This window comes from Curtobacterium sp. MCBD17_008, from assembly GCF_003234475.1.
GTDB lineage: Bacteria > Actinomycetota > Actinomycetes > Actinomycetales > Microbacteriaceae > Curtobacterium.
In genome coordinates this window covers 160759-183164 of record NZ_QKTK01000005.1, presented here as the reverse complement: position 1 = coordinate 183164, position 22406 = coordinate 160759, and the positions used below count along the sequence as shown (strand labels likewise).

The window sequence follows — 22406 nt, the reverse complement described above, 5'->3', positions numbered from 1 at the left end:
CTCGGGCGTGAACCCGAGTCCGTGACCAGAACGCAGAGAGGACGACGCCATGACCGACGTCTCCAGCCAGCCACCCGCCGAGGGTGACGACCGCCGGGTGCTCACCAACCGGCAGGGTCACCCCGTCTACGACAACCAGAACCAGCGCACGGTCGGAGCCCGTGGCCCGGCGACGCTCGAGAACTACCAGTTCCTCGAGAAGATCAGCCACTTCGACCGCGAGCGGATCCCGGAGCGGGTCGTGCACGCCCGCGGTGCGGTCGCCTTCGGGTACTTCGAGGCCACCGGCACCTGGGGTGACGAGCCGATCGCGCAGTACACCCGCGCGAAGCTCTTCCAGGAGGCCGGCAAGCGCACCGACGTCGCCATCCGGTTCTCGACCGTGATCGGTGGACGCGACTCGTCCGAAGCCGCTCGCGACCCCCGCGGCTTCGCCGTGAAGTTCTACACCGAGGACGGCAACTGGGACCTCGTCGGCAACAACCTCGGGGTGTTCTTCATCCGCGACGCGATCAAGTTCCCGGACGTCATCCACTCCCTCAAGCCGGACCCGGTCACGTTCCGCCAGGAGCCCGCGCGCATCTTCGACTTCATGTCCCAGACGCCCGAGTCGATGCACATGCTCGTCAACCTGTTCAGCCCGCGCGGCATCCCCGCGAACTACCGGACGCAGCAGGGCTTCGGCGTGAACACCTACAAGTGGGTGAACGGCGACGGCGACACGAAGCTCGTCAAGTACCACTGGATCCCGTCGGTCGGCGTCAGCTCGATGACCGAGGCCGACGCAGCCGTCGTGCAGGGCGGCGACCTCGGCCACGCGTCGAAGGACCTGTACGAGGCGATCGAGCGAGGTGAGTACCCGGAGTGGGAACTCCGCGTGCAGCTCATGGACGACCACGACCACCCCGAGCTCGACTTCGACCCGCTCGACGACACGAAGGTCTGGCCCGAGAACGAGTTCCCGCCGAAGGTCGTCGGCAAGATGGTCCTGAACCGGAACGTCACGAACCACTTCGCCGAGAACGAGCAGCTCTCGTTCGGCACGGGCGTGCTGGTGGACGGCCTCGACTTCTCCGACGACAAGATGCTCGTCGGCCGCACGTTCTCGTACTCGGACACGCAGCGGTACCGCGTCGGCCCGAACTACCTGCAGCTGCCGGTGAACGCCCCGAAGAACGGGAACGTCGCCACGAACCAGCGCGACGGGCAGATGGCGTACCACCAGGACCACGGTGGCGAGAACCCGCACGTCAACTACGAGCCGTCGATCACCGGTGGGTTGCGCGAGGCCGAGTACCCGACGCACGACGACCAGGGGCCCGAGATCGTCGGTCGTCTCACCCGCAAGCGCATCCCGCGGACGAACGACTACACGCAGGCCGGTCAGCGCTACCTGCTCCTCGAGGACTGGGAGCGTGACGACCTGGTCGCCAACTTCGTCGACCTCATCTCGCAGGCGGCCCGGCCCGTGCAGGAGCGCATGCTCTGGCACTTCTACATGGTCGAGGACGACCTCGGTCGCCGCGTCGGCGAGGGCCTCGGCATCACGCTCGACGAGGTGAAGGACCTGCCGCCGCTGCAGTCCCAGACCCTCGACGAAGCCGAACTCGCGCGCCTGGCCAACCTCGGCCACAACGGGCCCCGCGACGTCGAGGGCCTCATGATGACGCACTGCGTTCCGGACGAGCGCGCCGTCCGCGTCTGAGACGCGACCACGGTCCGACGGGCGGCCCGGTGCCAGGTGGCACCGGGCCTCCCGTCTGCACGACCAGGCGGCGTCCCTCCGGCAGGATGGGCGCATGCCACACGCACCATCAGCGGGCATCGACGAGCTGCTCGCGGCCTCGCGCGGACTGCTCGGGGTCGTCGCCCGGTCACTCGCCCCCGCGCTCGAGCACGTCACCGTCCCGCAGTTCCGGCTCGTCGTCCTCGTGACGACCCTCGGACCCACACGATCGGGTGACCTCGCCGAACGACTCGCGGTCGGTCCGTCGACCCTGACCCGGATCGTCGACCGGCTGGTCGAGGACGGGTGGGTGGAGCGGTTGCCGAGCACCGAGAGCCGCCGCGAGGTCCTCGTCGGCGCGACCGAGCGAGGACGAGCACTGGTCGCCGACGTGATGGACCGGCGACGGGTGGAGATCGTCGGGCTCCTCGACGCCGTGCCGGAGGACGAGCGCGCGAGCGTCGTCGCGGGGGCCGCGGCACTGCGGCGGGCGATGCACGAACCGCTGCCGGAAGAGATCTCGGCGTTCGGCGGCTGAGCGCCCGCTCCGGTCGGCGCACCCGGCCGCCCGCCGTCACGGAGGAATGACCGGCGACCGCCCGCGCTTGTGGCGTCCATGACCACCACCTCCACCCGCCGCGGCTGGCTGAGCGTCCTGTCGGTCGCCCTCGGCTCGTTCGTCCTCGTGCTCTCGGAGTTCCTGCCGATCGGCCTGCTGCCGTCCATCGCGCGCGACCTGCACGTCGACATCGGGACCGCCGGCCTGATGGTGGTGTTCACGGGTCTGACCGGCGCCGTTGCCGCTCCCGTCGTGACGGTCGCCACCTCGCGCCTCGACCGCCGGACGGTGCTGCTCGCCCTGACCGTCCTGCTGGTCGTGGCGGACGCCCTCGCGGCGATCGCGCCCACCTTCGGTGTGCTGCTCGTCGCCCGGATGCTCCTCGGTGTCGGCATCGGCGGCTTCTGGGCCATCGGTGCGGGCATCGCCGGGAGGCTCGTGGAACCGTCCGCCGTGATCCGCGCGACCTCCTTCATCACCGCGGGCGTCTCCGTCGCCACGGTGGTGAGCCTGCCGCTCGGTGCCTTCGTCTCGTCGCTCGCGAGCTGGCGCCTCGCCTTCGTGATCGGTGGCGCGCTCGGCCTGGTCGCGCTGGTGCTCCAGATCGCGATGCTGCCGAGCATCCCGTCCTCGCAGCGGGTACGGTTCGCGACGCTCGCGGGTCTGCTCCGGGTGCAGCGTGCCCGCGTCGGCCTCATCGCGGCCGCGTTCCTCTTCGTCGCGCAGTTCGCCGCCTACACGTACGTGGCGCCCTACCTGGAGGAGCTCGTCCGGGTCGGACCGGACACGGTCACCCTGGCGCTGCTCGTGTTCGGCATCGCCGGCATCGCGGGGAACTTCGTCGCCGGCGTCACCCTGAGCCGCAACGTCATCGGCACGATCGGCGTTGCGAAGACCGTCCTCGCCGCGGCCGTCGTCCTGCTGCCGTTCGCGGCGCACTCGGTCGTCGGCGTGTTCGCGCTGCTCATGGTGTGGGGCTTCGTGTGGGGCGCCCTGCCGCTCGGCACGCAGACCTGGATGTCGACGGCCTCACCGGCGGGCGCGGAGAGCGGGCTGGCGTTGTTCGTGACGACGATCCAGCTCGCGATCGCCGCCGGGTCGGTCCTGGGCGGTGCGGCCGTGACGTCGTTCGGGCTGTCGGCGGACTTCTGGTTCTCCGGGGCGGTCGCCGTGGTCGGCGCGGTCGTGCTGCTGACGCTCGGGTTGCGCCGGTCGAGCGCGATCCCCCAGGCGGGGACACCGACGGCTCCCACGCCGGTCCCGATGCCCGCGGACTGATCGGTCACCGGGGTTCCGGCGCGGGTGCACCCCGCCAAGGTCCGCTGCTTGACACGACCGGCTACGGTGCCTATGGTCGTGGAATCGATTCCATGGAATCGATTCCACGATTCGCCCAACGGAGTGCTCAACGATGAACGCCGTCACCATCAAGGACGTCGCCGCCCGCGCCGGCGTCTCGGCAGCGACGGCATCGCGCGTCCTCTCCGGCAACGCCGCGACGAGCGAGGACTCCCGTCGGGCCGTCGAGCAGGCCGCGAAGGACCTCGACTTCCGCCCGAACCTGCAGGCCCGTGCGCTGCGCTCGACCCGGTCGGACACGATCGGTCTGCTCGTCTCGGACGTCCGCAACCCGTTCTTCGCCGACCTCGCCCACACGATCGAGCAGGCCGCGCTGGCCGAGGGCTACGTCACGCTGCTCGGCAACGCGAACGAGCGGGCCGACCAGCAGAACCGGTACCTCGACACGCTCATCGCCCGCCGGGTCGACGGCGTGATCGTCGCACCGCAGGGCAACGACACCGGGACGGTCCAGCAACTCGTCGACCGCGAGATCCCCACGGTGTTCGTCGACCGCGTGATCCCGGGCATCGACGTGCCGAGCGTCACCACCGACAGCAGCACCGGCATCCGGCAGACCGTCGAGCACCTCGCCGCACTCGGACACACCCGCATCGGGTACATCGCCGGCCCACAGAGCGTCTCCACCGGCCGCGAGCGCTTCACGGCGTACCAAGACGCGATCACCGCCGCGGGCCTCAGCGCGGACCCCGACCTCGTCGTGTTCGGCGACTTCCAGGCCGCGTCCGGCTCGACCGGCGTCACGACCCTGCTCGGTCTCGACGACCCGCCGACGGCGATCTTCGCCGCGGACAGCCTGATGGCCGTCGGCGCGATCGCGATCCTCAACCGGCTCGGTCTCCGGGTCGGCGAGGACATCGCCCTGGTCGCCTTCGACGACATCGAGTGGTTCTCGCTCCTCGAGCCCGCCCTCTCCGTCGTCGCACACAGCGTCGAGGACATGGGCCGTGTCGCGGTCGACCTGCTCCGCGACGTCATCGACGGCGGCACCCCGCAGTCCGTCCGCCTGCCGAGCGAGCTCATCGTCCGCGCCTCCTCGGCCACCCCCATCCGTCCCCGTCGACCGGACGCACCGTCGCGCCCGGCCGACCAGCAGCACGCCGACCAGCAGCACGCTGACCAGCAGCACCCGGAGCACTGACATGGAACAGACACCGATGCCGCAGACCCCCCTGCAGCAGCACCCGCTCCTCACCCTCGACCGGGTGAGCAAGTCGTTCGGCCCCGTCCAGGTGATCACCGACGTCACCGTCGACGTCCACGCCGGGAAGGTGCAGGTCCTCCTCGGCGAGAACGGCGCCGGGAAGTCGACGCTCATCAAGATGATGTCCGGCATCCACCAGCCCGACGGCGGACGGATCCTCGTCGACGGGGCCGAGGTGAGCCTCCCGACCGTCTCGGCCGCGGAGCGGCTCGGCATCGCGACCATCCACCAGGAGCTCAACCTGGTCGGGTCGCTCAGCGTCGCCGAGAACGTGACGATGGGTCGGATCCCGACCCGCTTCGGCATGGTCGACCGGAAGACGCTCCGCCACCAGGCGGAGGCGGCCCTCGCCACCATCGGACTCGACGTCGACGTCGACACCCCGGTCGGCGACCTGGGCATCGCCCGGCAGCAGCTCGTCGAGATCGCGAAGGCGCTCAGCGTCGACGCGCGGATCCTCATCCTCGACGAACCGACCGCGGCCCTCACCCGCCACGAGACGGAGGCGCTCTTCCGGGTCGTCGCGGACCTGCGTGCCCGGGGCGTCGGCATGCTCTTCATCAGCCACCACCTCGACGAGATCGCCGAGATCGGTGACACGGTCGCCGTGCTCCGCGATGGTCACTTCGTGGCCGAGGTGCCGGCCTCGACGCCCGAGGACGAGCTCGTCCGGCTCATGGTCGGGCGGAGCATCGAGGAGCAGTACCCGACGGGTGCCGCCGTGGTCGACCGTGCCGACCCCGTGCTGCGGGTCGAGCACCTCACCGCTGCCGGGCGCTTCACGGACGTGTCCTTCGACGTGCACGCCGGCGAGATCCTCGGCATCTCCGGCCTCGTCGGCGCCGGACGCACCGAACTGGTCCGGGCGATCGCCGGCGCCGACGGCTACGACAGCGGCACCGTGACCGTCCGCGGCCGCGCCCTCGGCAAGGGCAGCGTCGCCGGCGCCATCAAGGCCGGCATCGGACACGTGCCCGAGGACCGCAAGGGCCAGGGCCTGGTGCTCGGCGCGTCGGTCAACGACAACCTCGGCTACGCCACGCTCGCGTCCAGCGCACGTGGCGGTCTCGTCGACTTCGCCGGGCAGAAGCAGCGCGCCGAGCAGGTCGCCGCCCGCCTGCGGATCCGGATGCACGACATCGACCAGCCGATCGGCTCCCTGTCCGGCGGCAACCAACAGAAGGCCGTCTTCGGTCGGTGGATCCTCGCCGGCTCGAGCGTCCTGCTGCTGGACGAGCCGACCCGCGGTGTCGACGTCGGCGCGAAGGTCGAGATCTACGAGCTCGTCAACGCCATCACCGAAGCCGGCGGTGCCGTCGTCATGGTGTCGAGCGAACTCCCCGAGGTCCTCGGCATGAGTGACCGCATCCTCGTGATGCGCGACGGCCGCATCGCCGGCGAACTCGACGGCGCCGACGCCACCGAGGACGCCGTCATGACCCTCGCCGCCCGGGACGTCACCGAGCCCGAGAACGGGCAGGCCGACGCCGCCTGACCCCGGCGCCCCACTCCGCACGGCGCACCACCGCACATCCCGCCGCCGTCCCCTCCCCCGCGTACAGCGCAGTACCTCCCAGAAAGCACCCGCATGTCATCGACCACTGTGAAGGCCCCGTCGCGGTCCTCCTCGTTCACGAAGTTCCTCGCGAACAACGGCGCCCTCGTCGGCCTCGTCGTGCTCTGCATCGCGCTCTTCATCGCGACGCCCGACTTCCTCACCGGCCGGAACCTCCTCAACATCGGCATCCAGGTCTCGACCGTGGCGGTCCTCGCGTTCGGCGTGACGTTCGTCATCGTCGCCGGCGGCATCGACCTGTCCGTCGGGTCCGTCGCCGCCCTGTCCGCCATGGTCTCCGGCTGGTTCTTCGCCACCGCAGGGCTGCCAGGGTGGCTCGCCCTCGTCGGCGGGCTCGTCGCGGGACTCGCCACCGGCGTCGTGAACGGCCTCGCGAGCGCCTACGGCAAGCTGCCGTCGTTCATCGCGACCCTCGCCATGCTCAGCGTCGCCCGCGGCCTGACCCTCGTGCTCTCCGACGGCAAGCCGGTCCCCACCTCCCCCCAGGTGTCGTTCCTCGGCAGTGACATCGGCCCGGTCCCGGTGCCGATCATCGTCCTGGTGCTCGCCGCCCTCGTCGCCTCGTTCATCCTGAACCGCACCGTCATCGGCCGCAGCATGTACGCCGTCGGCGGCAACGCCGAGGCCGCACGCCTGTCCGGCCTGCCGGTCAAGCGCATCGTCGTCGTCGTCTTCGCCCTGTCCGGCCTGTTCGCCGCACTCGCCGGTCTCCTGCTCGCCGGCCGACTCGACTCCGCGCAGCCGCAGGCCGCCAGCGGGTACGAACTCGACGCGATCGCCTCGGTCGTCATCGGTGGCGCCTCGCTCGCCGGTGGTGTCGGTCGGATCTCCGGCACGTTCATCGGTGCACTCGTCCTCGTCGTCATCCGCAACGGCCTGAACCTGCTCAACGTCAGCTCGTTCTGGCAGCAGGTCGTCATCGGCCTGGTCATCGCGATCGCCGTCGGTTTCGACGTCCTGCGCCGCAAGACGCGCAGCAGCTGACCTCCCACTCCTCCTCCCTCCCCCACACCACCAGCACAAAGGAACCAACGATGAAGTTCTCCTCCTTCCAGAAGGTCGCCACCGTCGGCGTCGTCGCCGGCCTGGTCGTCCTCGGCACCGCCGGGTGCAACCGCACGAGCACCAGCGGCGCGGCCGGCGGCGGCAGCGACACCAAGGTGACGCTCGCCCTCTCCACGCTCAACAACCCGTTCTTCGTCGAGGTCCGCGACGGCGCGAAGGCCGAGGCGAAGAAGCAGGGCGTCACGCTCGACGTCGTCGACGCCCAGAACGACTCCGCCCAGCAGGCGAACCAGCTGCAGACCGCCTCGAGCGGCAGCACCGACGCCGTCATCGTCAACCCGGTCGACTCCGACGCCGCCGGCCCGAGCGTGACCGCGCTCAACAAGGCCGACATCCCCGTCATCGCCGTGGACCGCACCGTCAACGGCGCCGACGTCGACTCCTTCATCGCGAGCGACAACGTCGCCGGGGGCAAGCAGGCCGCCGACGACCTGGCGAAGGCCATCGGCGAGAAGGGCGAGATCCTCGTCCTGCAGGGCCAGGCCGGTACCTCCGCCAGCCGTGACCGCGGCAAGGGCTTCGCCGAGGGCATCAAGGAGTACCCGGACATCACGGTCGTCGGCAAGCAGACCGCGAACTTCGACCGCGCCACCGCGCTCGACGTCACGACCAACCTGCTGCAGGCACACCCCGACGTCGTCGGCGTCTTCGCCGAGAACGACGAGATGGCCCTCGGCGCGATCAAGGCGCTCGGCGCGAAGGCCGGCAAGGACGTCAAGGTCGCCGGGTTCGACGGCGAGGCCGACGGTCTCAGCGCCATCGAGGACGGCACGCTCAGCAGCACCGTCGCGCAGCAGCCGGCGAAGCTCGGCGCCCTCGCGGTCGACCAGGCGATCAAGGCCGCCTCGGGCAAGGCGGAGAAGACCATCCAGGTCCCGGTCGTGTCGGTGACCAAGAGCAACGTCGGAGACTTCACCAAGTGAGCCGCTCCACCGGAACCGTGGTCGTCGTGGGTTCGCTCAACGTCGACCAGGTCGTGACCGTCGAGCGGCACCCGTCGCCCGGCGAGACCCTCGTCGCGACCTCCATGTCCCTGCTGCCCGGCGGCAAGGGCGCCAACCAGGCCGTCGCCGCCGCCCGTCGCGGCGCTCCCACCGCCATGGTGGGGAGCGTCGGACGGGACGGCTCGGCGCAGGTCGCCACGAGCCTCCTGGCCGACAGCGGGGTCGACGTCACGCACGTCCGTGCCGTCGACGCCCCCACCGGGCTCGCGACCGTCACCGTCGACCGGAGCGGCGAGAACACGATCGTCGTCGTCCCGGGCGCCAACCGTGCCACCGACCGGGAGGCCCTCCTCACCGCCGCCCCGGTCGTCGCGTCGGCCGCGGTGGTCGTCCTGCAGGGCGAGATCCCGGCAGACGGCATCGCCGCCGCCGCGGAACTCGCGACCGGACGGGTGCTCCTCAACCTGGCGCCCGTCGTGCCCGTCGACCGGGAGGTCGTGCTCGCGGCCGACCCGCTCGTGGTGAACGAGCACGAGGCGGCACTCGTCCTCGCGCAGCTCGACCCCGGTGCGCACGTGCCGACGGACGAACCCGCACTGGTCGCCGCGCTGCGTGCACTCGGTGTGCGGAGTGTCGTCGTGACGCTCGGCGCGCGGGGTGCACTCGTGGCGGACGGGACGGACGACCTCGTCGCGGTCCCGTCCCCGCGGGTGACCGCGGTCGACTCGTCGGGTGCGGGCGACGCGTTCGTCGGTGCCCTCGCTGCCGGGCTCGCAGCCGGGGACTCCCTGCTCGACGCCGCGCGGCAGGCCGTCCGGGTCGGGGCGTTCGCGGTGCAGGGCGTGGGGACGCAGCCGTCCTACCCGACGCTGGACAACGTGCTGCCCTCGGTCGACCTGCAAGACGGGTCGGCTGCTCCGGCTGCTCCGGCTGCTCCGGCCGGGGGTGCGTCGTGAAGAAGGGCGGCATCCTCAACGCCGAGCTGAACGCCGGTCTCAGCCGGCTCGGCCACGGTGACCTGGTCGTCGTCGCGGACTGCGGCCTGCCGATCCCGCCCGGCGTGCCGGTCGTCGACCTCGCGCTCGTGCACGGGGTGCCCCGGTTCGTGGACGTCCTCGACGCCCTGCTCGGGGACGCCGTCTTCCAGGAGTGCATCGCCGCGACCGAGGCCGCCGGGACCGAGGCCGACCGGTGGCTCACCGACCGGTTCCCGGAGCGACGTGCGGTGTCGCACGAGGAGCTCAAGACGATGTCCGCGGACGCCCGCCTGTTCGTTCGCACCGGCGAAGCCACGGCCTTCGCGAACGCCGTCCTCGTCTGCGGCGTCCCGTTCTGACCGGGGTCCCGGCCGGGTCATCCCCTCGGCCGGGACCGCCACCACTCCCGCGCTGTCCCGAGCGGCTTCGCGAGGGCCGTCCGGCGACGGTGCGCGTGAGCCCGCCGGACGGCGACCGGCACGCCGATCGCGAGGAACACCGCTCCCGTTGCACCGACGACGGCACCGATCCGGACCTGTCGTTGCAGGCTCGCGCGAGCGCCCGCACCCGCCAGGGCGATGGTGCGACGGTCGTCGGGGTCGATCAACACGGTCAGACGCTGCCCACGCTGGTAGCGCTCGCGCGCCGTGCTCGCGTACCCACGCAGCGGAGTCGTGGACGTGACGCCGTCGATCGTCTGCCGGGTGACGGGCCAGTACTCGGTCCAGCTCCCACCGCGGTGACCGGTGTGGTGCTGTTCCTCGACCGCGACGACGACTGCGGACACCGTCCTTCCACGCTCGTGCAGGTCCGTGTTCTGCCGCAGCGTCGCGATGTCCCCGGGCAGGGTGAACACGACCGGCAGGACCGCGAGGAATCCGATCACCACCAGCCAGCGTGGCCAACCCACGCGGACGCTCTCCCCGGTTCCGCGCCAGAACCGGGCCCAGGTCATCGGCTGCCGCGGTCGACGTGGGCGGCGGCGCCGCTTCCTCGGCTTCGGCACGGCTACCTCCCCGCTGGGTCAGTGGCGCGAGCACCGTGGTGGTCGCTGGCGGCGCGCTGGTCACCGTGGGCACGGCGGGTGGGAAGGTCGCGCCGGTAGAACACGAGTGACCGACGGCGGTCGACCTCCGCCAGGCCGTTCGACTCGAGGACACGCTGCGACGCGGTGTTCGTCACGTCCGTGTCCGCCACCGCGACCCGCGCGCCGCAGACGGCCGCGCGGTCGAGAGCCAGTCCCACTGCCTCCGTCGCCAGACCGGCGCCCCGAGCCGACGGGACCAGGCCGTACCCGAACTCGACCGTCCCCGATGCATCCGGCGGGCCGAAGAAGCCGAACCCGCCGACGGCGAGACCATCCGACGTTCGCCTGACGAGGTACATCGTGAAGTCGGGGTCCACCTCCGACGCGGTCGCCAACGACCGCAGTGGGTCGAGCTCAGCCGCGAAGGGGTACTCGGCGTGCCAGTCATCACCGGGACGCTCGTCACGCGCGACGACACGAGCCGCGAGTTCCGGCGTGATGGGTTCGAGCGTCGCCAGCGCCCCGTGCAGGATCACGCGTCGATTCTCGCAGGGCCGACGGTGCAGTCCTCGGTGACGCGATCGACAGGACACGAACCAGCGACCCAGCGCCGGTCCCTGCGGGCCGCGGTCACACCGGGCCGAGCGGCTGGTGGTCGCCCGCCGGGTTCTCCACGCGGATGGGATCACCGGCCCGGACCGTTCCGCCCGAGACGACGACTGCCATGACGCCGCCTCTGCGTCGCACCGAGCCGTCTTCGGCGCGACCCAACACCTCGCGGAGGAGACCGGGCTCGAAGTCGTTGATCTGCTGGCACGGGTTCCGCAACCCGGTCACGCGGACGCAGGCGTCGGCTCCGAGGTGGAGCAGTGCACCGGTCGACAGTCCGAGGAGGTCGATCCCCCGCGTCGTGATGTTCTCGCCCATCTCGCCCGGCGCGACCGCGAAGCCGACCTCAGCCACCTCGTCGAAGAGCTCGGCGTGGATCAGGTGCACTTGGCGCAGGTTCGGCTGCAGCGGGTCCCGAGCCACACGCGATCGGTGCTGCACCGTGCGTCCCGCATGTGCGTCACCCTCGACGCCCAGGCCCTCGACGAGCGTCACCTCGTCCACGACGGGTTTGCTGAAGTCGTGGCTGCTGTCCCTGCTCACCGCGACCACCCGTGCTCGGTCTCCGCGTTCCCCCGTCATGTGGTGATCCTGCCCCAGGCGTGCGAGCGACGGCAACACCGCGACCCGGGTGACGCGGAGGCCGGCCCCGCGATGGATGGTCGCCTACCGCGCGGACGAGAGGGCGACGGCGTCGTGCGACAAGGCGGCGAACTGTCGGCCGGGGTAGCGCAGTCCGGCGAAGTACATGTTCGTGTGGGCCACTATCTGCTCGCCGGTGATGGCCACTCCGTCGTGCTCGGCGTCTGTCGTCGTGTGGGCGTCGGCGACCAGCGTCACGTCGTACCTCCCGCCGTGGCGGAAGTGCCACCCGGACGCGGCCGAGTTCGCACCCGTCACCGAACGAGAATCGCGTCAGGAGAACGAAGAAGCCCCGACGGAACTCGGTTCCGTCGGGGCTGTCGGTCGGGCTGACAGGATTTGAACCTGCGACCCCTTGACCCCCAGTCAAGTGCGCTACCAAGCTGCGCCACAGCCCGTGAGTCCGTACGGACCCAGACCCCGTGTCCACGAAGGACACTGCAGGCCCTGCTCCCCACCCGACCGAGCGCGGAGCAGCCCAACCAGCATAGCGGAAGCGCGAGCCCCACCGCGCCACGGCCCGCAGCCCGCGCGCGTCAACCCTGCGTGTGCAGCGCCGACGTGCCCTCCCGGCGAGCGCCGACACCCTGGGCAGCGTGACCAGGTCGGACGACCCGCCGCTCCCGCGACAACCACGGCAGTGCGAACCCGGCGAGCAACGCGCCGGCCCCGTCCGCGGCCAGGTCGCCGATGGTGTCGTCGTAGCCGACGACGATCGTGTCGTCGACGAAGTTGTGCCCGAGCCACTCGCCGATCTCCCACACGGAGCCGATCGCCATCCCCGCGGCGAGCGCCACGAGGGCGGAGAGCAGCACCCCGGCACGCGGGGCCGAGGCGATGACCCCGACGTCCGAGGCGATGACGTAGAGCAGCCCGGCGAGCAGGCCGACCAGGATGACGTGCACGACCTTGTCCCACAGGAACACGGTCGTGTACCAGTCGAGCATGCTGCTCCACGCGGCGACCAGGCTCAGCAGGACGACGGCCGCGTCGAACGTCGGGCGGAGTCCGAGCATGCGCGGGACGACGGCGCCGAGGAGTGCGAGCGCCATCACGGCGAACGCCACCGCGCCCCATCCGACGGCGGCGACGGGCACGCTGACGAGCGTCACGATCCGGAGCACGTCGGCGGCCCAGACGGCGCCGTGCGGTCGGCGGAGGAACGTCAGCCCGAGGGTGGCGATCACGCGCTCGCTCCGAACGACAGGACGGCGTGCACGGCGAGGTGGTCCGAGGGCCACACTCCCCCGGGCCGCCTGGTGGACACGGCGACGCGGGACACGACGGCCGTCTCGGTCGCGAGCACGCCGTCGATGCGCGGCCGGTCGGCGCGGGGCTCCCGGTACGCGGCGTACGTCCCGACCTCCGGCGTCTCCGGACGGGAGGCCCGCCCCCAGGTGTCGGGAACACCTGCGTCCGCCAGCACACGCCACGGCGCGGATCCTGCCGCACTGTTGAAGTCGGCCATCACGACGGCCGGCAGCGCGGACTCGGCCACGATCCTGCCGAGGAGTTGCGCAGACCGGAGCCGCGCCCACGGCGAGACGACGTCGAGGTGCGTCGCCAGGGCGAGGAAGCGTCCGCCGGTGGCGTGGTCGTCGAGGACCACGCCGACCGCGTGGCGGGGGAAGGCGGTGGCCCAGGCGCGGCTGCCGGGGCGGAGCGGTCGGCGGGAGAGCGCCCACGAGCGGCGTTCGACGACGGTGCAGCGCTCGGTGTCGACGAGGACCCCGACGGCCTCGCCGTCGCCGTGGCGGTCCCGCCCGAGGAGGACGGCTTCCCATCGTTCGCCGATGCCGGTGGCGAGGTCCACCGCCTGCGGGCGCAGGGCCTCCTGGACGGCGAGCACGGTCGGCTGCTCGGAGGCGACGAGCGCGACGACGGCGTCCCGGCGGTGCTCCCACGCGTCCGGGTGCCCGGCAGGGCGAGGGACCTGGCGGCGAAGGTTGAGGGTCATGCAGTGCAGATCGGGAGGCGACGCCGGCCCGATGGTCGGTCGGTCGTCGGCCTGTCGGAGCATGCTCCCGTTCTACCGACCGGACTGACCCGGTTCCCAGGCTGACCGCCGTCCGGCTCCTATGGTGGCTCGATGCGTTCCCGACCCGTTCGTCCTCTGCTCGCGCTCGCGGTGACCGGCCTCGTCCTCGGTGTCACCGCCTGTTCCGGTGCCGCGCCGGACCCGCGGCCGACCCTGGCCCGTGCGGCGTCCGACGCTGTCACGGTCGTCGCGCAGGACTCCGCCGCCGAGCGGTCGGTCCGGACGAGTCGGGGGTTGTTCCGGTCGGCTCCCGGTGCGGTCGTGGCGCCGGCGGACGACGCCGACGCGGTGCGACGGGCCGCGAGCGCCGCGGTGCGCGCGCACGTGCCCGCGCTCCTCGTGGGCACGGGACCGGAGCAGGTCGACGCCGAACTCGATCGGCTCGACGCGTCCTGGTACCAGGCGGTCGGCGACGTCTCGCTCGACACGGACGTCGTGGAACGGGACGCACCGGAGGCGGGCCAGTCGGCGGAGGGGGGACGGGCCTCCCGGCAGACGGTGCTCGTGGCGGACCGGGCGGCGGACGCTGCGGCGGTGGCGACCGCACGGGCTGCCGGTGCTCAGCTGGTGGAGATGCCCTCGGGCGTGTCGGACCCCGCCGCGTCGGGTGACGTCGTACGGGCGCTGCACGGTGCACAGGGTCGGCCGACCCTGCTGCTCGGTGCCGCCTTCGCGGACCTCGGCGACCCGGAGTGGGTCGTCCGGGCGGCGCAGACCGGGTACCGGATCGGTGACGGCGGTCAGCGGCCCTTCGACGGACACCGGTACACGGCTCTGTACGGCGCTCCGGGCGCGCCGGTGCTCGGGGTGCTCGGCGAACAGGACCCGGCGGCGAGCGTGCGGCGGGCGAAGGCCCTCGAGCGGGAGTACCGCGGGATCTCGGACGTGCCCGTGACGCCCGCGTTCGAGGTGATCGCGACCGTCGCTGCCGGCGAGGCCGGGGACGACGGCGACTACTCGCGCGAGCTGCCCGTGTCCACCCTCGAGCCGTACGTCGACGCCGCGCACGAGGCCGGCATGCCGACGATCATCGACCTGCAGCCCGGGCGGAGCGACTTCCTCTCCCAGGCGCAACGGTACGAGTCGCTGCTCCGGCGGCCGGACGTGTGGTTGGCGCTCGACCCGGAGTGGCGGCTCGGCCCGGACCAGGTTCCGCTCGAGCAGATCGGCTCGGTCGGGGCGCGAGAGGTCGACCAGGTGTCGGCGTGGCTTGCGGAGCTCGTCCGGCGTGAGGGGCTGCCACCGAAGGCGCTCGTGCTGCACCAGTTCCGGTCGTCGATGATCGCCGACCGGGGCTCGCTCACGTCGCACCCGGAGCTCGACCTGCTCGTGCACGTCGACGGGCAGGGGGCGCAGCCGGACAAGCAGGCGACGTGGAAGGCACTGCACGAGGGCGGTCCGGAGGGGCTGCACTGGGGGTGGAAGAACTTCCACGACGAGGACTCGCCGATGCTGACGCCGGAGCAGACGATGGCCGAGGTGAAGCCGACCCCGTCGCTGGTCACCTACCAGTGAGTGGTCGCGGGTCCTCCACAGCCTTGTGGCTCGTGGCCGGGTTCGTCGGTCGGTCCTGACAGCATGGGGGCATGCGTTCACCTGCTGCCTCCTCCGTCCCGCCTGCTGCGGGGGTCGCGTCGTCGGCCGGCCCGGCACCGTCGGCCGGTCCGGCACCATCCGCTGCGATCGCCGCCGAGGCGCAGGAGGCCCTGCAGGCCCTGACCGGTCGGGTCGACGCCGTCTTCCACCCGGGGCAACTCGAGGCGATCTCCGCGCTCGTCGAGCACCGGCAGCGCGCCCTCGTCGTGCAGCGCACCGGGTGGGGCAAGTCGGCGGTCTACTTCCTCGCCACCCTGCTGCTGCGGCGCCGGGGCGGCGGGCCGACCGTGCTCGTGTCGCCGCTGCTCGCACTCATGCGGGACCAGGTCGCAGCGGCCGCGCGGGCCGGGGTGCGAGCGGTGTCCATCAACTCGGCGAACGCGCACGAGTGGACCGAGACGCAGGCCGCCCTCGCCCGTGACGAGGTCGACGTGCTCCTCGTCTCCCCCGAGCGGCTCAACAACCCGAAGTTCCGCGACGAACAGCTGCCCGCGCTCATCGGGCGGATGGGGATGCTCGTCGTCGACGAAGCGCACTGCATCTCCGACTGGGGGCACGACTTCCGACCCGACTACCGGCGCCTGGCCGAGCTCATCCGCTCCCTGCCGCACGGCGTGCCGGTGCTCGCGACGACGGCGACCGCGAACGAGCGCGTGGTCGAGGACGTCGCCGAGCAACTCACCGCCGGCCCCGAGGACCCGGTGTTCACCATCCGTGGATCGCTCGCCCGGGCCTCGCTGCGGCTCGGCGTGCTCACACTGCCCGACGCCCGCGCCCGGCTCGGCTGGTTGCTCGCGCACCTCGGCGACCTGCCCGGCAGCGGCATCATCTACACGCTCACGGTCTCGGCGGCCGAGGACATCGCCCGCCTGCTGCGCGAGTCCGGGTACGCCGTCCGCGCGTACACCGGCCGGACCGACAACGAGGAACGCGAACAGCTCGAAGGGCAGTTGAAGGGCAACGAGCTGAAGGCCCTGGTCGCGACGAGTGCGCTCGGCATGGGGTTCGACAAGCCCGACCTCGGTTTCGTCGTGCACATCGGCGCGCCGTCCTCGCCGGTCGCCTACTACCAGCAGATCGGTCGTGCGGGCCGCGCGACGGACAACGCCGACGTGCTGCTGCTGCCCGGACGCGAGGACCAGGAGATCTGGCAGTACTTCGCGAGCGCGTCCATGCCGACCGAGTCGCGCGCCTCGGCCGTGCTCGGTGCACTCTCCCCCGACAGCGCCATGTCGACCGTCGCACTCGAAGGGCTCGTCGACATCAAGCGGTCGACGCTCGAACTCCTGCTCAAGGTGCTCGACGTCGACGGCGCCGTCCGTCGTGTCGGCGGCGGCTGGGTCACGACCGGGCGCCCGTGGGAGTACGACGCCGCCCGCTACGAGCGCGTCGCCGCTGCCCGTGCCGCCGAGGCCGCGTCGATGCTGGCGTACGAGTCGACCAGCGCGTGCCGGATGCAGCTGCTCCAGCAGGACCTCGACGACCCAACGGCCGAGCCGTGCGGCCGGTGCGACAACTGCGCCGGCGCCTGGTACCCGACGGACGTCTCCGACGCGGACCGCTCCGGTGCGGCCACCGCGCTCGACCAGGTCGGCGTCGAGATCGCCCCGCGTGCGCAGTGGCCCTCGGGCATGGCGTCCCTCGGGGTCGCGGTGAAGGGCAAGATCCCGGCCGGGGAACTCGTGGCCCCGGGCCGTGCGGTCGCGCGACTCACCGACCTCGGGTGGGGCGGGCCGCTCCGGGCGCTGTTCGCGACCGGGACCCCGGACGGGCCGGTGTCCCGCGAACTCGTCGACGGCTGCGTCCGAGCGCTGAAGGACTGGCCCTGGGAGGTCCGACCGACCGGCGTGGTGGCGCTGTCCTCGCGCTCCCGCCCGCAGCTCGTCGGCTCGCTCGCGCAGGCCCTGTCCTCGATCGGGCGGCTGCAGCACCTCGGCACCCTGGACCGCGACGGCGGCGTCCCGCGCGGCGACGGTGCGACGAACAGCGCCTACCGGTTGTCCGGCGTCTGGGACACCTTCGTCGTCGGCCCGGAGCTGGCCGCCGCACTGCAGGCACACGAGGGGCCGGTGCTGCTCGTGGACGACCTGGTCGACAGCCGGTGGACGATGACGGTCGCGGGTCGCGAACTCCGCCGGGCCGGAGCGTCCGCCGTGCTGCCGTTCGCGCTCGCCACCGTCGCCTGACCGGCCGCCACCGACCGCCACCGACCGACGGGTGGCCGGGAGGGGCGTGGCGGGGTCGTCACGCGCCTCCCGTCCGCCCCGGCCGCTACGCGGCCGTCCCGATCGCGTCGAGTTCCGCCACGGCGTCGTCCGGCAGCACGAACCCGGCGGACGCGACGTTGTCCCGGAGGTGCGCGACCGACGACGTCCCCGGGATGAGCAGCATGTTCGGCGACCGCTGGAGCAGCCATGACAGGGCGACCGTGAGCCGCGACACCTCCAGGCGCGCCGCGACCCGGTCGAGTGCTCCGGACTGGATCGGCGAGAACCCACCGAGCGGGAAGTACGGCACGTACGCGATGCCCTGCGACGCGGTGAGGTCGACGAGGGCGTCGTCCTGTCGGCGGGCCACGTTGTACATGTTCTGCACGCAGACGATCGGCACGTAGCTCTGCGCCTCCGCGAGCTGCTCCGCGCTGACGGTCGACAGACCGATGTGCCGGACGAGCCCCTCCTCCTGCAGGCGGGCGAGTGCCTCGACCTGCGGGGCGATCGAACCCGGCTCCGGGGCGTCGAACCCGCCCATGCGGATGTTCACGACGTCGAGCCGGTCGAGTCCGAGGGTGCGGAGGTTCTCGTGCACCTGAGCGACGAGGTCGTCGGGCTCTCGGGTCGGCACCCAGTTGCCCTTCGCGTCTCGGACCGACCCGACCTTCGTCACGATGTGGACGTCCTCCGGGTACGGCGCGAGTGCTTCGCGGATGAGCTCGTTCGTGACGTGCGGGCCGTAGAACTCGGCGGTGTCGATGTGCGTGATGCCGAGGTCGACGACGGTCCGGAGCACCCGGACGGCCTCGTCGTGGTCGGCGGGCGGTCCGAACACGTGCGGCCCGGCCAACTGCATGGCGCCGTACCCGACGCGGGTCAGGTCGAGGTCGTCAGCGATGCGGTAGGTGCCGCCGGGGAGGGAGGTCGTGGTCATACGACCCACGATGCTCCTCGTGGTCCGAGCGACACGCATCCTCGGTGGTCCTGGGGTACGCGGTCGGGTCCGCCCCGGCTACCGTGCCTCGCGGCGGGCCGGCCTCGGGAAGGTGCTCCGCATGTGGTCGCTCGTCAGCACGTCCCCGATCCCGACCATGAGGACCGAGAAGACGATCTGCTCGATGACCATCCAGAACGGGTACAACCCGGGGATCGCCGCGATCACCAGCGTCACGATCGGGAAGACCCGGCTGAACAACCGCAGTCGCTGGTACGCCCAGTAGTACCCGAGCTGCGCCCGCCACGCGAACACGTACAGCGTCAGGGTGATGAGCAGCACGACCGTCGCGCGGAACCAGACCGCCCACGGGACGTCCTGGCCGGCTCGGGTCAGGAGCACGGCGACGAGGACCGCGGTCAGTCCGACGACGGTCTCGGCGACGAGCAGCCAGCGGATCCAGCGGAACGACCGGACGGTGTCCGGGTGGGCGAGCATGTCCTCCCGGATGACGTAGCCGCCCTGCCGTCCGCCTGCCAGGCGGTCGAGCCGGAGTCGTGTCCACGCACGGTCCGCCCGCGCGGAGAGGGCGGGCGGGTGCGGCGTCACCGTCCCATGGTGCCCCATCCGGCCACATCGCGGGGCCACCGGATCGATGGCGGGGCCCCGGGATCTGTGGCGTAGCCACGCGGGGTCCGCGCCGCGGTCACCGACCCTCCCTCGGACGAGCGGTCGGGCGCTGCCATCCATCCCGCACGCACCACAGCGCGCACGGCTGCCCCGGTCAGGAGACGGGCAGCAATTCCGCTCCGCCGAGCACGGCACCGGTGCCAGCGTCGACGAGCAGGACGGAGTGCACCACCGACGGCAGGTCCTGCGGGTCGACGATGACCAGCACGGGGTGTTCGCCGTCCGGCGTGAACGAGCCGACGTCGGCCGGAACGTCGTCACCGGTCCACCGTGCTCGGTCGGTCCCCACGACGTCACCCGAGGACAGCTGGACCCGCACGGCACCGACGTGCGACCCGGTCGCCCCGGACCCCGCATCGACCCGGACACCGGTGAGGGTGATCTGGACGACCTGTTCCCCGACGACCTCGAGGCGGACGGTGCCCCGGACGTCACCTCGGATCGGAACGAGGTCGCCCGCGATCGGCAGAGCCCGTCGCCACCAGGGAGCCGACGCCTGCCCGTCGTCGACGGGCAGTCCGGTCGCGGCGTCGACCACGGTCGTGTCACCGCTGGGAGCAGCACCGGCGCCCGCGCCAGCGCCGGACGGGACGACCGTCGCGTCGGACGTCGGCTCGTCCGGGATGAAGCCGTGGCCGATGGCCATCCGGGGTCCGTCCGTGCTCGGGGACGGCGACGGCGTGGACGCCGACGTCCGGTCATCCGGAGCGGACCGCAGCGCGACCGCGCCGACGCCGACCGCGACGAGCAGGACCAGCCCCGCCACGAGGGGCGACCGACGCGGTGACGTCGATCGCTCCCCTCGCGGCGCGGCCATGACCGGTCAGCGCTTCCGGCGCTCGCGGACGCGCATGTTGACGATGATCGGGGTGCCGTCGAAGCCCCAGACCTCGCGGAGGCGCCGTGTGATGAACCGGCGGTACTGCGGGTCGAGGAACGCCGACGTGAACAGCACGAAGGTCGGCGGCTGGGTCGACGCCTGCGTGGCGAACAGGATGCGCGGCTGCTTGCCACCGCGGACCGGGTGCGGGTGCTCCTGGACGAGTTCGGCGACGAAGGCGTTGACCTTGCCGGTCGGGATGCGGGTGTCCCACGACTCGAGTGCGGTCTCGAGCGCCGGCACGAGCTTCTCGAGGTGGCGTCCGGTGCGGGCGGAGATGTTCACGCGCGGCGCCCAGGTGACGTGCGCCAGGTCCTGCTCGATCTCGCGCTCCAGGTAACGGCGGCGCTCGTCGTCGAGCAGGTCCCACTTGTTGTAGGCCAGGACGAGTGCGCGGCCGGACTCGAGCACCAGGTCGATGATGCGGAGGTCCTGCACCGACACCGGTTCGGTCACGTCGAGGACGACGACGGCGACCTCGGCCTTCTCGAGGGCGGCGGTCGTGCGGAGCGAGGCGTAGAAGTCGGCACCCTGCTGCATGTGCACGCGCTTCCGGATGCCGGCGGTGTCGACGAAGCGCCAGGTCTTGCCACCGAGTTCGACCTGCTCGTCCACCGGGTCACGGGTCGTCCCCGCGAGCTCGTTGACGACCACGCGCTCCTCGCCGGCGGCCTTGTTGAGCAGCGAGCTCTTGCCGACGTTCGGGCGGCCGAGGATCGCCACGCGACGCGGGCCACCGATCTCCTGCTTCGCGACCGCGGACACGTCGGGCAGCGTCGCGATGATGAGGTCGAGGAGGTCCGCGACACCGCGACCGTGCAGGGCCGAGACCGGGTGCGGCTCGCCGAGGCCGAGGTTCCACAGCGCGTGGGCCTCGAGGTCGCGGCGCTCGTCGTCGGACTTGTTCGCGACGACGATGACCGGACGGTCGGTGCCGCGCAGCATCTTCACGACGTGCTCGTCGGTCGCGGTGATGCCGACCGTGACGTCCACGACGAAGAGCACCGCGTCGGCGAGGTCGATCGCGACCTCGGCCTGGGCGGCGACGGAGGCGTTGATGCCCTTCGCGTCGGGCTCCCACCCGCCGGTGTCGACGATGGTGAACCGCTTGTCGTTCCACTCGGCCTTGTAGCTGACGCGGTCACGCGTGACACCCGGGGTGTCCTGCACGACGGCTTCCCGCCGCCCGAGGATGCGGTTCACGAGCTGCGACTTGCCGACGTTCGGACGCCCGACGATCGCGAGCACCGGCAGCGCCGGCAGGTACGCGACGCCGTCGACGCCGAGCTTGCCGGCTTCGAGGAGTGCGATGTCCTCCTCGTCGAGGTCGTAGTCCTCGAGCCCGGCACGGAGCGCGCTCGCACGCTGGTCCGCTTCGGCCTCGTCGATGTCGGCGAGCCGCTCGCCGAGGGAGTCGTCGTACTCGGGGAAGTCGTCGTCGCTTCGGTCGTCCAGCTGCGCCATGGTGGTTTCCTTGCCGGCGGCCGGTCGGCCGCGTGTTCGTGGTTCACGTGCGGCCGTGTGGCCGCCTCGTCGTCAGTTCGTGGCCGAGCGGGCCAGGTCGACCACCGCCTGCACGGTCTGGTCGAAGTCGAGGTCGGTGGAGTCGAGGGTGGTGACGCCGTCGGCGGCGTTCATGAAGTCGACGACCTTCGCATCGGCAGCGTCCCGACGGGCGAGGGCGGCCGACGTCTCTTCGGCCGACTGGGTCGTGACCTCTGCCGACCGACGTGCCATTCTAACGGATTCGTCGGCGGTCAACAGGATGCGGACTTCGGCGTCCGGTGCGACGACCGTCGTGATGTCCCGACCCTCGGTGATGATGCCCTGTCCGTCCGCCTTCCGCATGACCTGGCGGAAGAGCGCGACGAGCTTCGCGCGCACGTCGGGCAGCTTCGCGATGTGGGCGACCGCCGCCGTGACCTCGGGCGTCCGGATCGCGTCCGTGACGTCGACACCGCCGACGCGCACGAAGTAGTGGTCGGGGTCGGTGCCGATCTCGTAGTCGAAGTGGTCCCAGCTGGCGAGGACCGCGGCCGGGTCGTCGAGGTCGACGCCGAGCTGCAGGGCGTGCCACGCGAGCGCACGGTAGGCGGCGCCGGTGTCCTGGTAGCCGAAGCCGAGTGCGCGGGCAGCGGCGCGGGACACGCTCGACTTGCCGCTGCCTGCGGGGCCATCCACGGCGATGACGAACTTCGCGACGAACGCGCCGGCCGGGAGCCCGGCGGGCATCGGGTCACGCGTGGAGCCGAGTTCACCGGCACCCTGGCCGTCCGGACCACCGGTGACGTCGCCGCCGCCGAGGGGTCCGGGCTTGTCGACAGGGGTCGGCAGTCCGGCGTCGGGGCCGTCCGGGCCCCCGGTCAC

Annotated in this window: 22 protein-coding genes and 1 tRNA gene; 11 read left to right on the top strand and 12 right to left on the bottom strand. The window is 71.9% G+C overall.

The genetic code is table 11. The features are described 5' to 3' along the window. Positions 1-49 precede the first annotated feature (49 nt). The 9 genes from DEI95_RS07195 (at position 50) to rbsD (ending at position 9769) form a co-directional block, all read left to right on the top strand. A complete protein-coding gene (locus DEI95_RS07195) occupies positions 50-1705 on the top strand; it encodes a catalase (RefSeq protein ID WP_111059800.1) in 1656 nt (551 codons plus the stop codon). 94 nt (positions 1706-1799) lie between these two features. Next, positions 1800-2264, top strand: coding sequence for a MarR family winged helix-turn-helix transcriptional regulator (locus DEI95_RS07190; protein WP_110901969.1), 465 nt, complete (start codon positions 1800-1802; stop codon positions 2262-2264). A gap of 78 nt (positions 2265-2342) precedes the next feature. Continuing rightward, positions 2343-3563, top strand: a complete 1221-nt coding sequence (locus DEI95_RS07185; protein ID WP_111059799.1) for an MFS transporter — start codon at positions 2343-2345, stop codon at positions 3561-3563. 133 nt (positions 3564-3696) lie between these two features. Continuing rightward, positions 3697-4785, top strand: a complete 1089-nt coding sequence (locus DEI95_RS07180) for a LacI family DNA-binding transcriptional regulator (protein WP_111059798.1) — start codon at positions 3697-3699, stop codon at positions 4783-4785. Between the two features lies 1 nt (position 4786). Continuing rightward, positions 4787-6343 (top strand): sugar ABC transporter ATP-binding protein, encoded by a 1557-nt coding sequence (locus DEI95_RS07175; RefSeq protein WP_111059797.1) that lies wholly within the window; start codon positions 4787-4789, stop codon positions 6341-6343. A 93-nt stretch (positions 6344-6436) separates the two neighbouring features. Beyond that, a complete protein-coding gene (locus DEI95_RS07170) occupies positions 6437-7408 on the top strand; it encodes an ABC transporter permease (protein ID WP_110823910.1) in 972 nt (323 codons plus the stop codon). A gap of 50 nt (positions 7409-7458) precedes the next feature. After that, positions 7459-8412, top strand: a complete 954-nt coding sequence (locus DEI95_RS07165; RefSeq protein WP_111059796.1) for a substrate-binding domain-containing protein — start codon at positions 7459-7461, stop codon at positions 8410-8412. After that, complete coding sequence (locus DEI95_RS07160) at positions 8409-9389, top strand: ribokinase (protein ID WP_220032701.1); 981 nt, start codon at positions 8409-8411, stop codon at positions 9387-9389. Before DEI95_RS07165 ends, DEI95_RS07160 begins: the two co-directional genes overlap by 4 nt. Further along, complete coding sequence (gene rbsD / locus DEI95_RS07155) at positions 9386-9769, top strand: D-ribose pyranase (RefSeq protein ID WP_110823908.1); 384 nt, start codon at positions 9386-9388, stop codon at positions 9767-9769. The genes DEI95_RS07160 and rbsD overlap by 4 nt, the downstream gene beginning before the upstream one ends. 17 nt (positions 9770-9786) lie before the next feature. Here the strand turns inward: rbsD and DEI95_RS07150 are convergent, their stop codons facing one another. The 7 genes from DEI95_RS07150 to DEI95_RS07120 all read right to left on the bottom strand — a co-directional run bounded on the left by DEI95_RS07150 (position 9787) and on the right by DEI95_RS07120 (position 13708). Then, positions 9787-10296, bottom strand: a complete 510-nt coding sequence (locus DEI95_RS07150; protein WP_181419390.1) for a DUF3592 domain-containing protein — start codon at positions 10294-10296, stop codon at positions 9787-9789. A gap of 122 nt (positions 10297-10418) precedes the next feature. Next, positions 10419-10973 (bottom strand): GNAT family N-acetyltransferase, encoded by a 555-nt coding sequence (locus tag DEI95_RS07145; protein ID WP_111059795.1) that lies wholly within the window; start codon positions 10971-10973, stop codon positions 10419-10421. 94 nt (positions 10974-11067) lie between these two features. Next, positions 11068-11628, bottom strand: a complete 561-nt coding sequence (locus DEI95_RS07140; RefSeq protein WP_110823905.1) for an MOSC domain-containing protein — start codon at positions 11626-11628, stop codon at positions 11068-11070. A gap of 84 nt (positions 11629-11712) precedes the next feature. Then, positions 11713-11946: a hypothetical protein gene (locus DEI95_RS07135; RefSeq protein ID WP_258365712.1), complete on the bottom strand. Its 234-nt coding sequence runs from the start codon at positions 11944-11946 to the stop codon at positions 11713-11715. A 66-nt stretch (positions 11947-12012) separates the two neighbouring features. After that, positions 12013-12086, bottom strand: a tRNA-Pro gene (locus tag DEI95_RS07130). Positions 12087-12224: 138 nt separating this feature from the next. Beyond that, on the bottom strand, positions 12225-12875 hold the full coding sequence (locus DEI95_RS07125; protein WP_110823904.1) for a hypothetical protein: 651 nt from the start codon (positions 12873-12875) through the stop codon (positions 12225-12227). Continuing rightward, positions 12872-13708 (bottom strand): endonuclease/exonuclease/phosphatase family protein, encoded by an 837-nt coding sequence (locus DEI95_RS07120; RefSeq protein ID WP_111059794.1) that lies wholly within the window; start codon positions 13706-13708, stop codon positions 12872-12874. The genes DEI95_RS07125 and DEI95_RS07120 overlap by 4 nt, the downstream gene beginning before the upstream one ends. Before the next feature lie 69 nt (positions 13709-13777). On the opposite strand from DEI95_RS07120, the gene DEI95_RS16630 reads away from it, so the two are divergent. After that, positions 13778-15241: a hypothetical protein gene (locus DEI95_RS16630; protein WP_181436227.1), complete on the top strand. Its 1464-nt coding sequence runs from the start codon at positions 13778-13780 to the stop codon at positions 15239-15241. Between the two features lie 71 nt (positions 15242-15312). Further along, positions 15313-17508: an ATP-dependent DNA helicase RecQ gene (locus DEI95_RS07110; RefSeq protein WP_258367512.1), complete on the top strand. Its 2196-nt coding sequence runs from the start codon at positions 15313-15315 to the stop codon at positions 17506-17508. 85 nt (positions 17509-17593) lie between these two features. On the opposite strand, the gene DEI95_RS07105 is transcribed toward DEI95_RS07110, so the two are convergent. The 5 genes from DEI95_RS07105 to cmk all read right to left on the bottom strand — a co-directional run bounded on the left by DEI95_RS07105 (position 17594) and on the right by cmk (position 22271). Next, positions 17594-18469, bottom strand: a complete 876-nt coding sequence (locus DEI95_RS07105) for an oxidoreductase (protein WP_110890583.1) — start codon at positions 18467-18469, stop codon at positions 17594-17596. 78 nt (positions 18470-18547) lie between these two features. Further along, positions 18548-19078, bottom strand: a complete 531-nt coding sequence (locus DEI95_RS07100) for a hypothetical protein (RefSeq protein WP_181436226.1) — start codon at positions 19076-19078, stop codon at positions 18548-18550. A 175-nt stretch (positions 19079-19253) separates the two neighbouring features. Next, entirely contained in the window at positions 19254-19805 is a 552-nt protein-coding gene (locus DEI95_RS07095; protein ID WP_181436225.1) for a hypothetical protein, read from the bottom strand. A 177-nt stretch (positions 19806-19982) separates the two neighbouring features. After that, the gene (gene der, locus DEI95_RS07090; RefSeq protein WP_110823898.1) at positions 19983-21503 is read right to left on the bottom strand and encodes a ribosome biogenesis GTPase Der; all 1521 of its coding nucleotides are present in this window, start codon (positions 21501-21503) and stop codon (positions 19983-19985) included. A 72-nt stretch (positions 21504-21575) separates the two neighbouring features. Continuing rightward, entirely contained in the window at positions 21576-22271 is a 696-nt protein-coding gene (gene cmk / locus DEI95_RS07085) for a (d)CMP kinase (protein WP_111059816.1), read from the bottom strand. Between the last annotated feature and the right edge of the window lie 135 nt (positions 22272-22406).

What these genes read in the sequence shown, in the direction of transcription:
- DEI95_RS07195 (WP_111059800.1), top strand. Translation starts at nt 50, where the DNA reads ATGACCGACGTCTCCAGCCAGCCACCCGCCGAGGGTGACGACCGCCGG.
- DEI95_RS07190 (WP_110901969.1), top strand. Translation starts at nt 1,800, where the DNA reads ATGCCACACGCACCATCAGCGGGCATCGACGAGCTGCTCGCGGCCTCG.
- DEI95_RS07185 (WP_111059799.1), top strand. Translation starts at nt 2,343, where the DNA reads ATGACCACCACCTCCACCCGCCGCGGCTGGCTGAGCGTCCTGTCGGTC.
- DEI95_RS07180 (WP_111059798.1), top strand. Translation starts at nt 3,697, where the DNA reads ATGAACGCCGTCACCATCAAGGACGTCGCCGCCCGCGCCGGCGTCTCG.
- DEI95_RS07175 (WP_111059797.1), top strand. Translation starts at nt 4,787, where the DNA reads ATGGAACAGACACCGATGCCGCAGACCCCCCTGCAGCAGCACCCGCTC.
- DEI95_RS07170 (WP_110823910.1), top strand. Translation starts at nt 6,437, where the DNA reads ATGTCATCGACCACTGTGAAGGCCCCGTCGCGGTCCTCCTCGTTCACG.
- DEI95_RS07165 (WP_111059796.1), top strand. Translation starts at nt 7,459, where the DNA reads ATGAAGTTCTCCTCCTTCCAGAAGGTCGCCACCGTCGGCGTCGTCGCC.
- DEI95_RS07140 (WP_110823905.1), bottom strand. Translation starts at nt 11,628, where the DNA reads ATGACGGGGGAACGCGGAGACCGAGCACGGGTGGTCGCGGTGAGCAGG.
- DEI95_RS07120 (WP_111059794.1), bottom strand. Translation starts at nt 13,708, where the DNA reads ATGCTCCGACAGGCCGACGACCGACCGACCATCGGGCCGGCGTCGCCT.
- DEI95_RS16630 (WP_181436227.1), top strand. Translation starts at nt 13,778, where the DNA reads ATGCGTTCCCGACCCGTTCGTCCTCTGCTCGCGCTCGCGGTGACCGGC.
- DEI95_RS07110 (WP_258367512.1), top strand. Translation starts at nt 15,313, where the DNA reads ATGCGTTCACCTGCTGCCTCCTCCGTCCCGCCTGCTGCGGGGGTCGCG.
- DEI95_RS07105 (WP_110890583.1), bottom strand. Translation starts at nt 18,469, where the DNA reads ATGACCACGACCTCCCTCCCCGGCGGCACCTACCGCATCGCTGACGAC.
- DEI95_RS07095 (WP_181436225.1), bottom strand. Translation starts at nt 19,805, where the DNA reads ATGGCCATCGGCCACGGCTTCATCCCGGACGAGCCGACGTCCGACGCG.
- der (WP_110823898.1), bottom strand. Translation starts at nt 21,503, where the DNA reads ATGGCGCAGCTGGACGACCGAAGCGACGACGACTTCCCCGAGTACGAC.
- cmk (WP_111059816.1), bottom strand. Translation starts at nt 22,271, where the DNA reads ATGCCCGCCGGGCTCCCGGCCGGCGCGTTCGTCGCGAAGTTCGTCATC.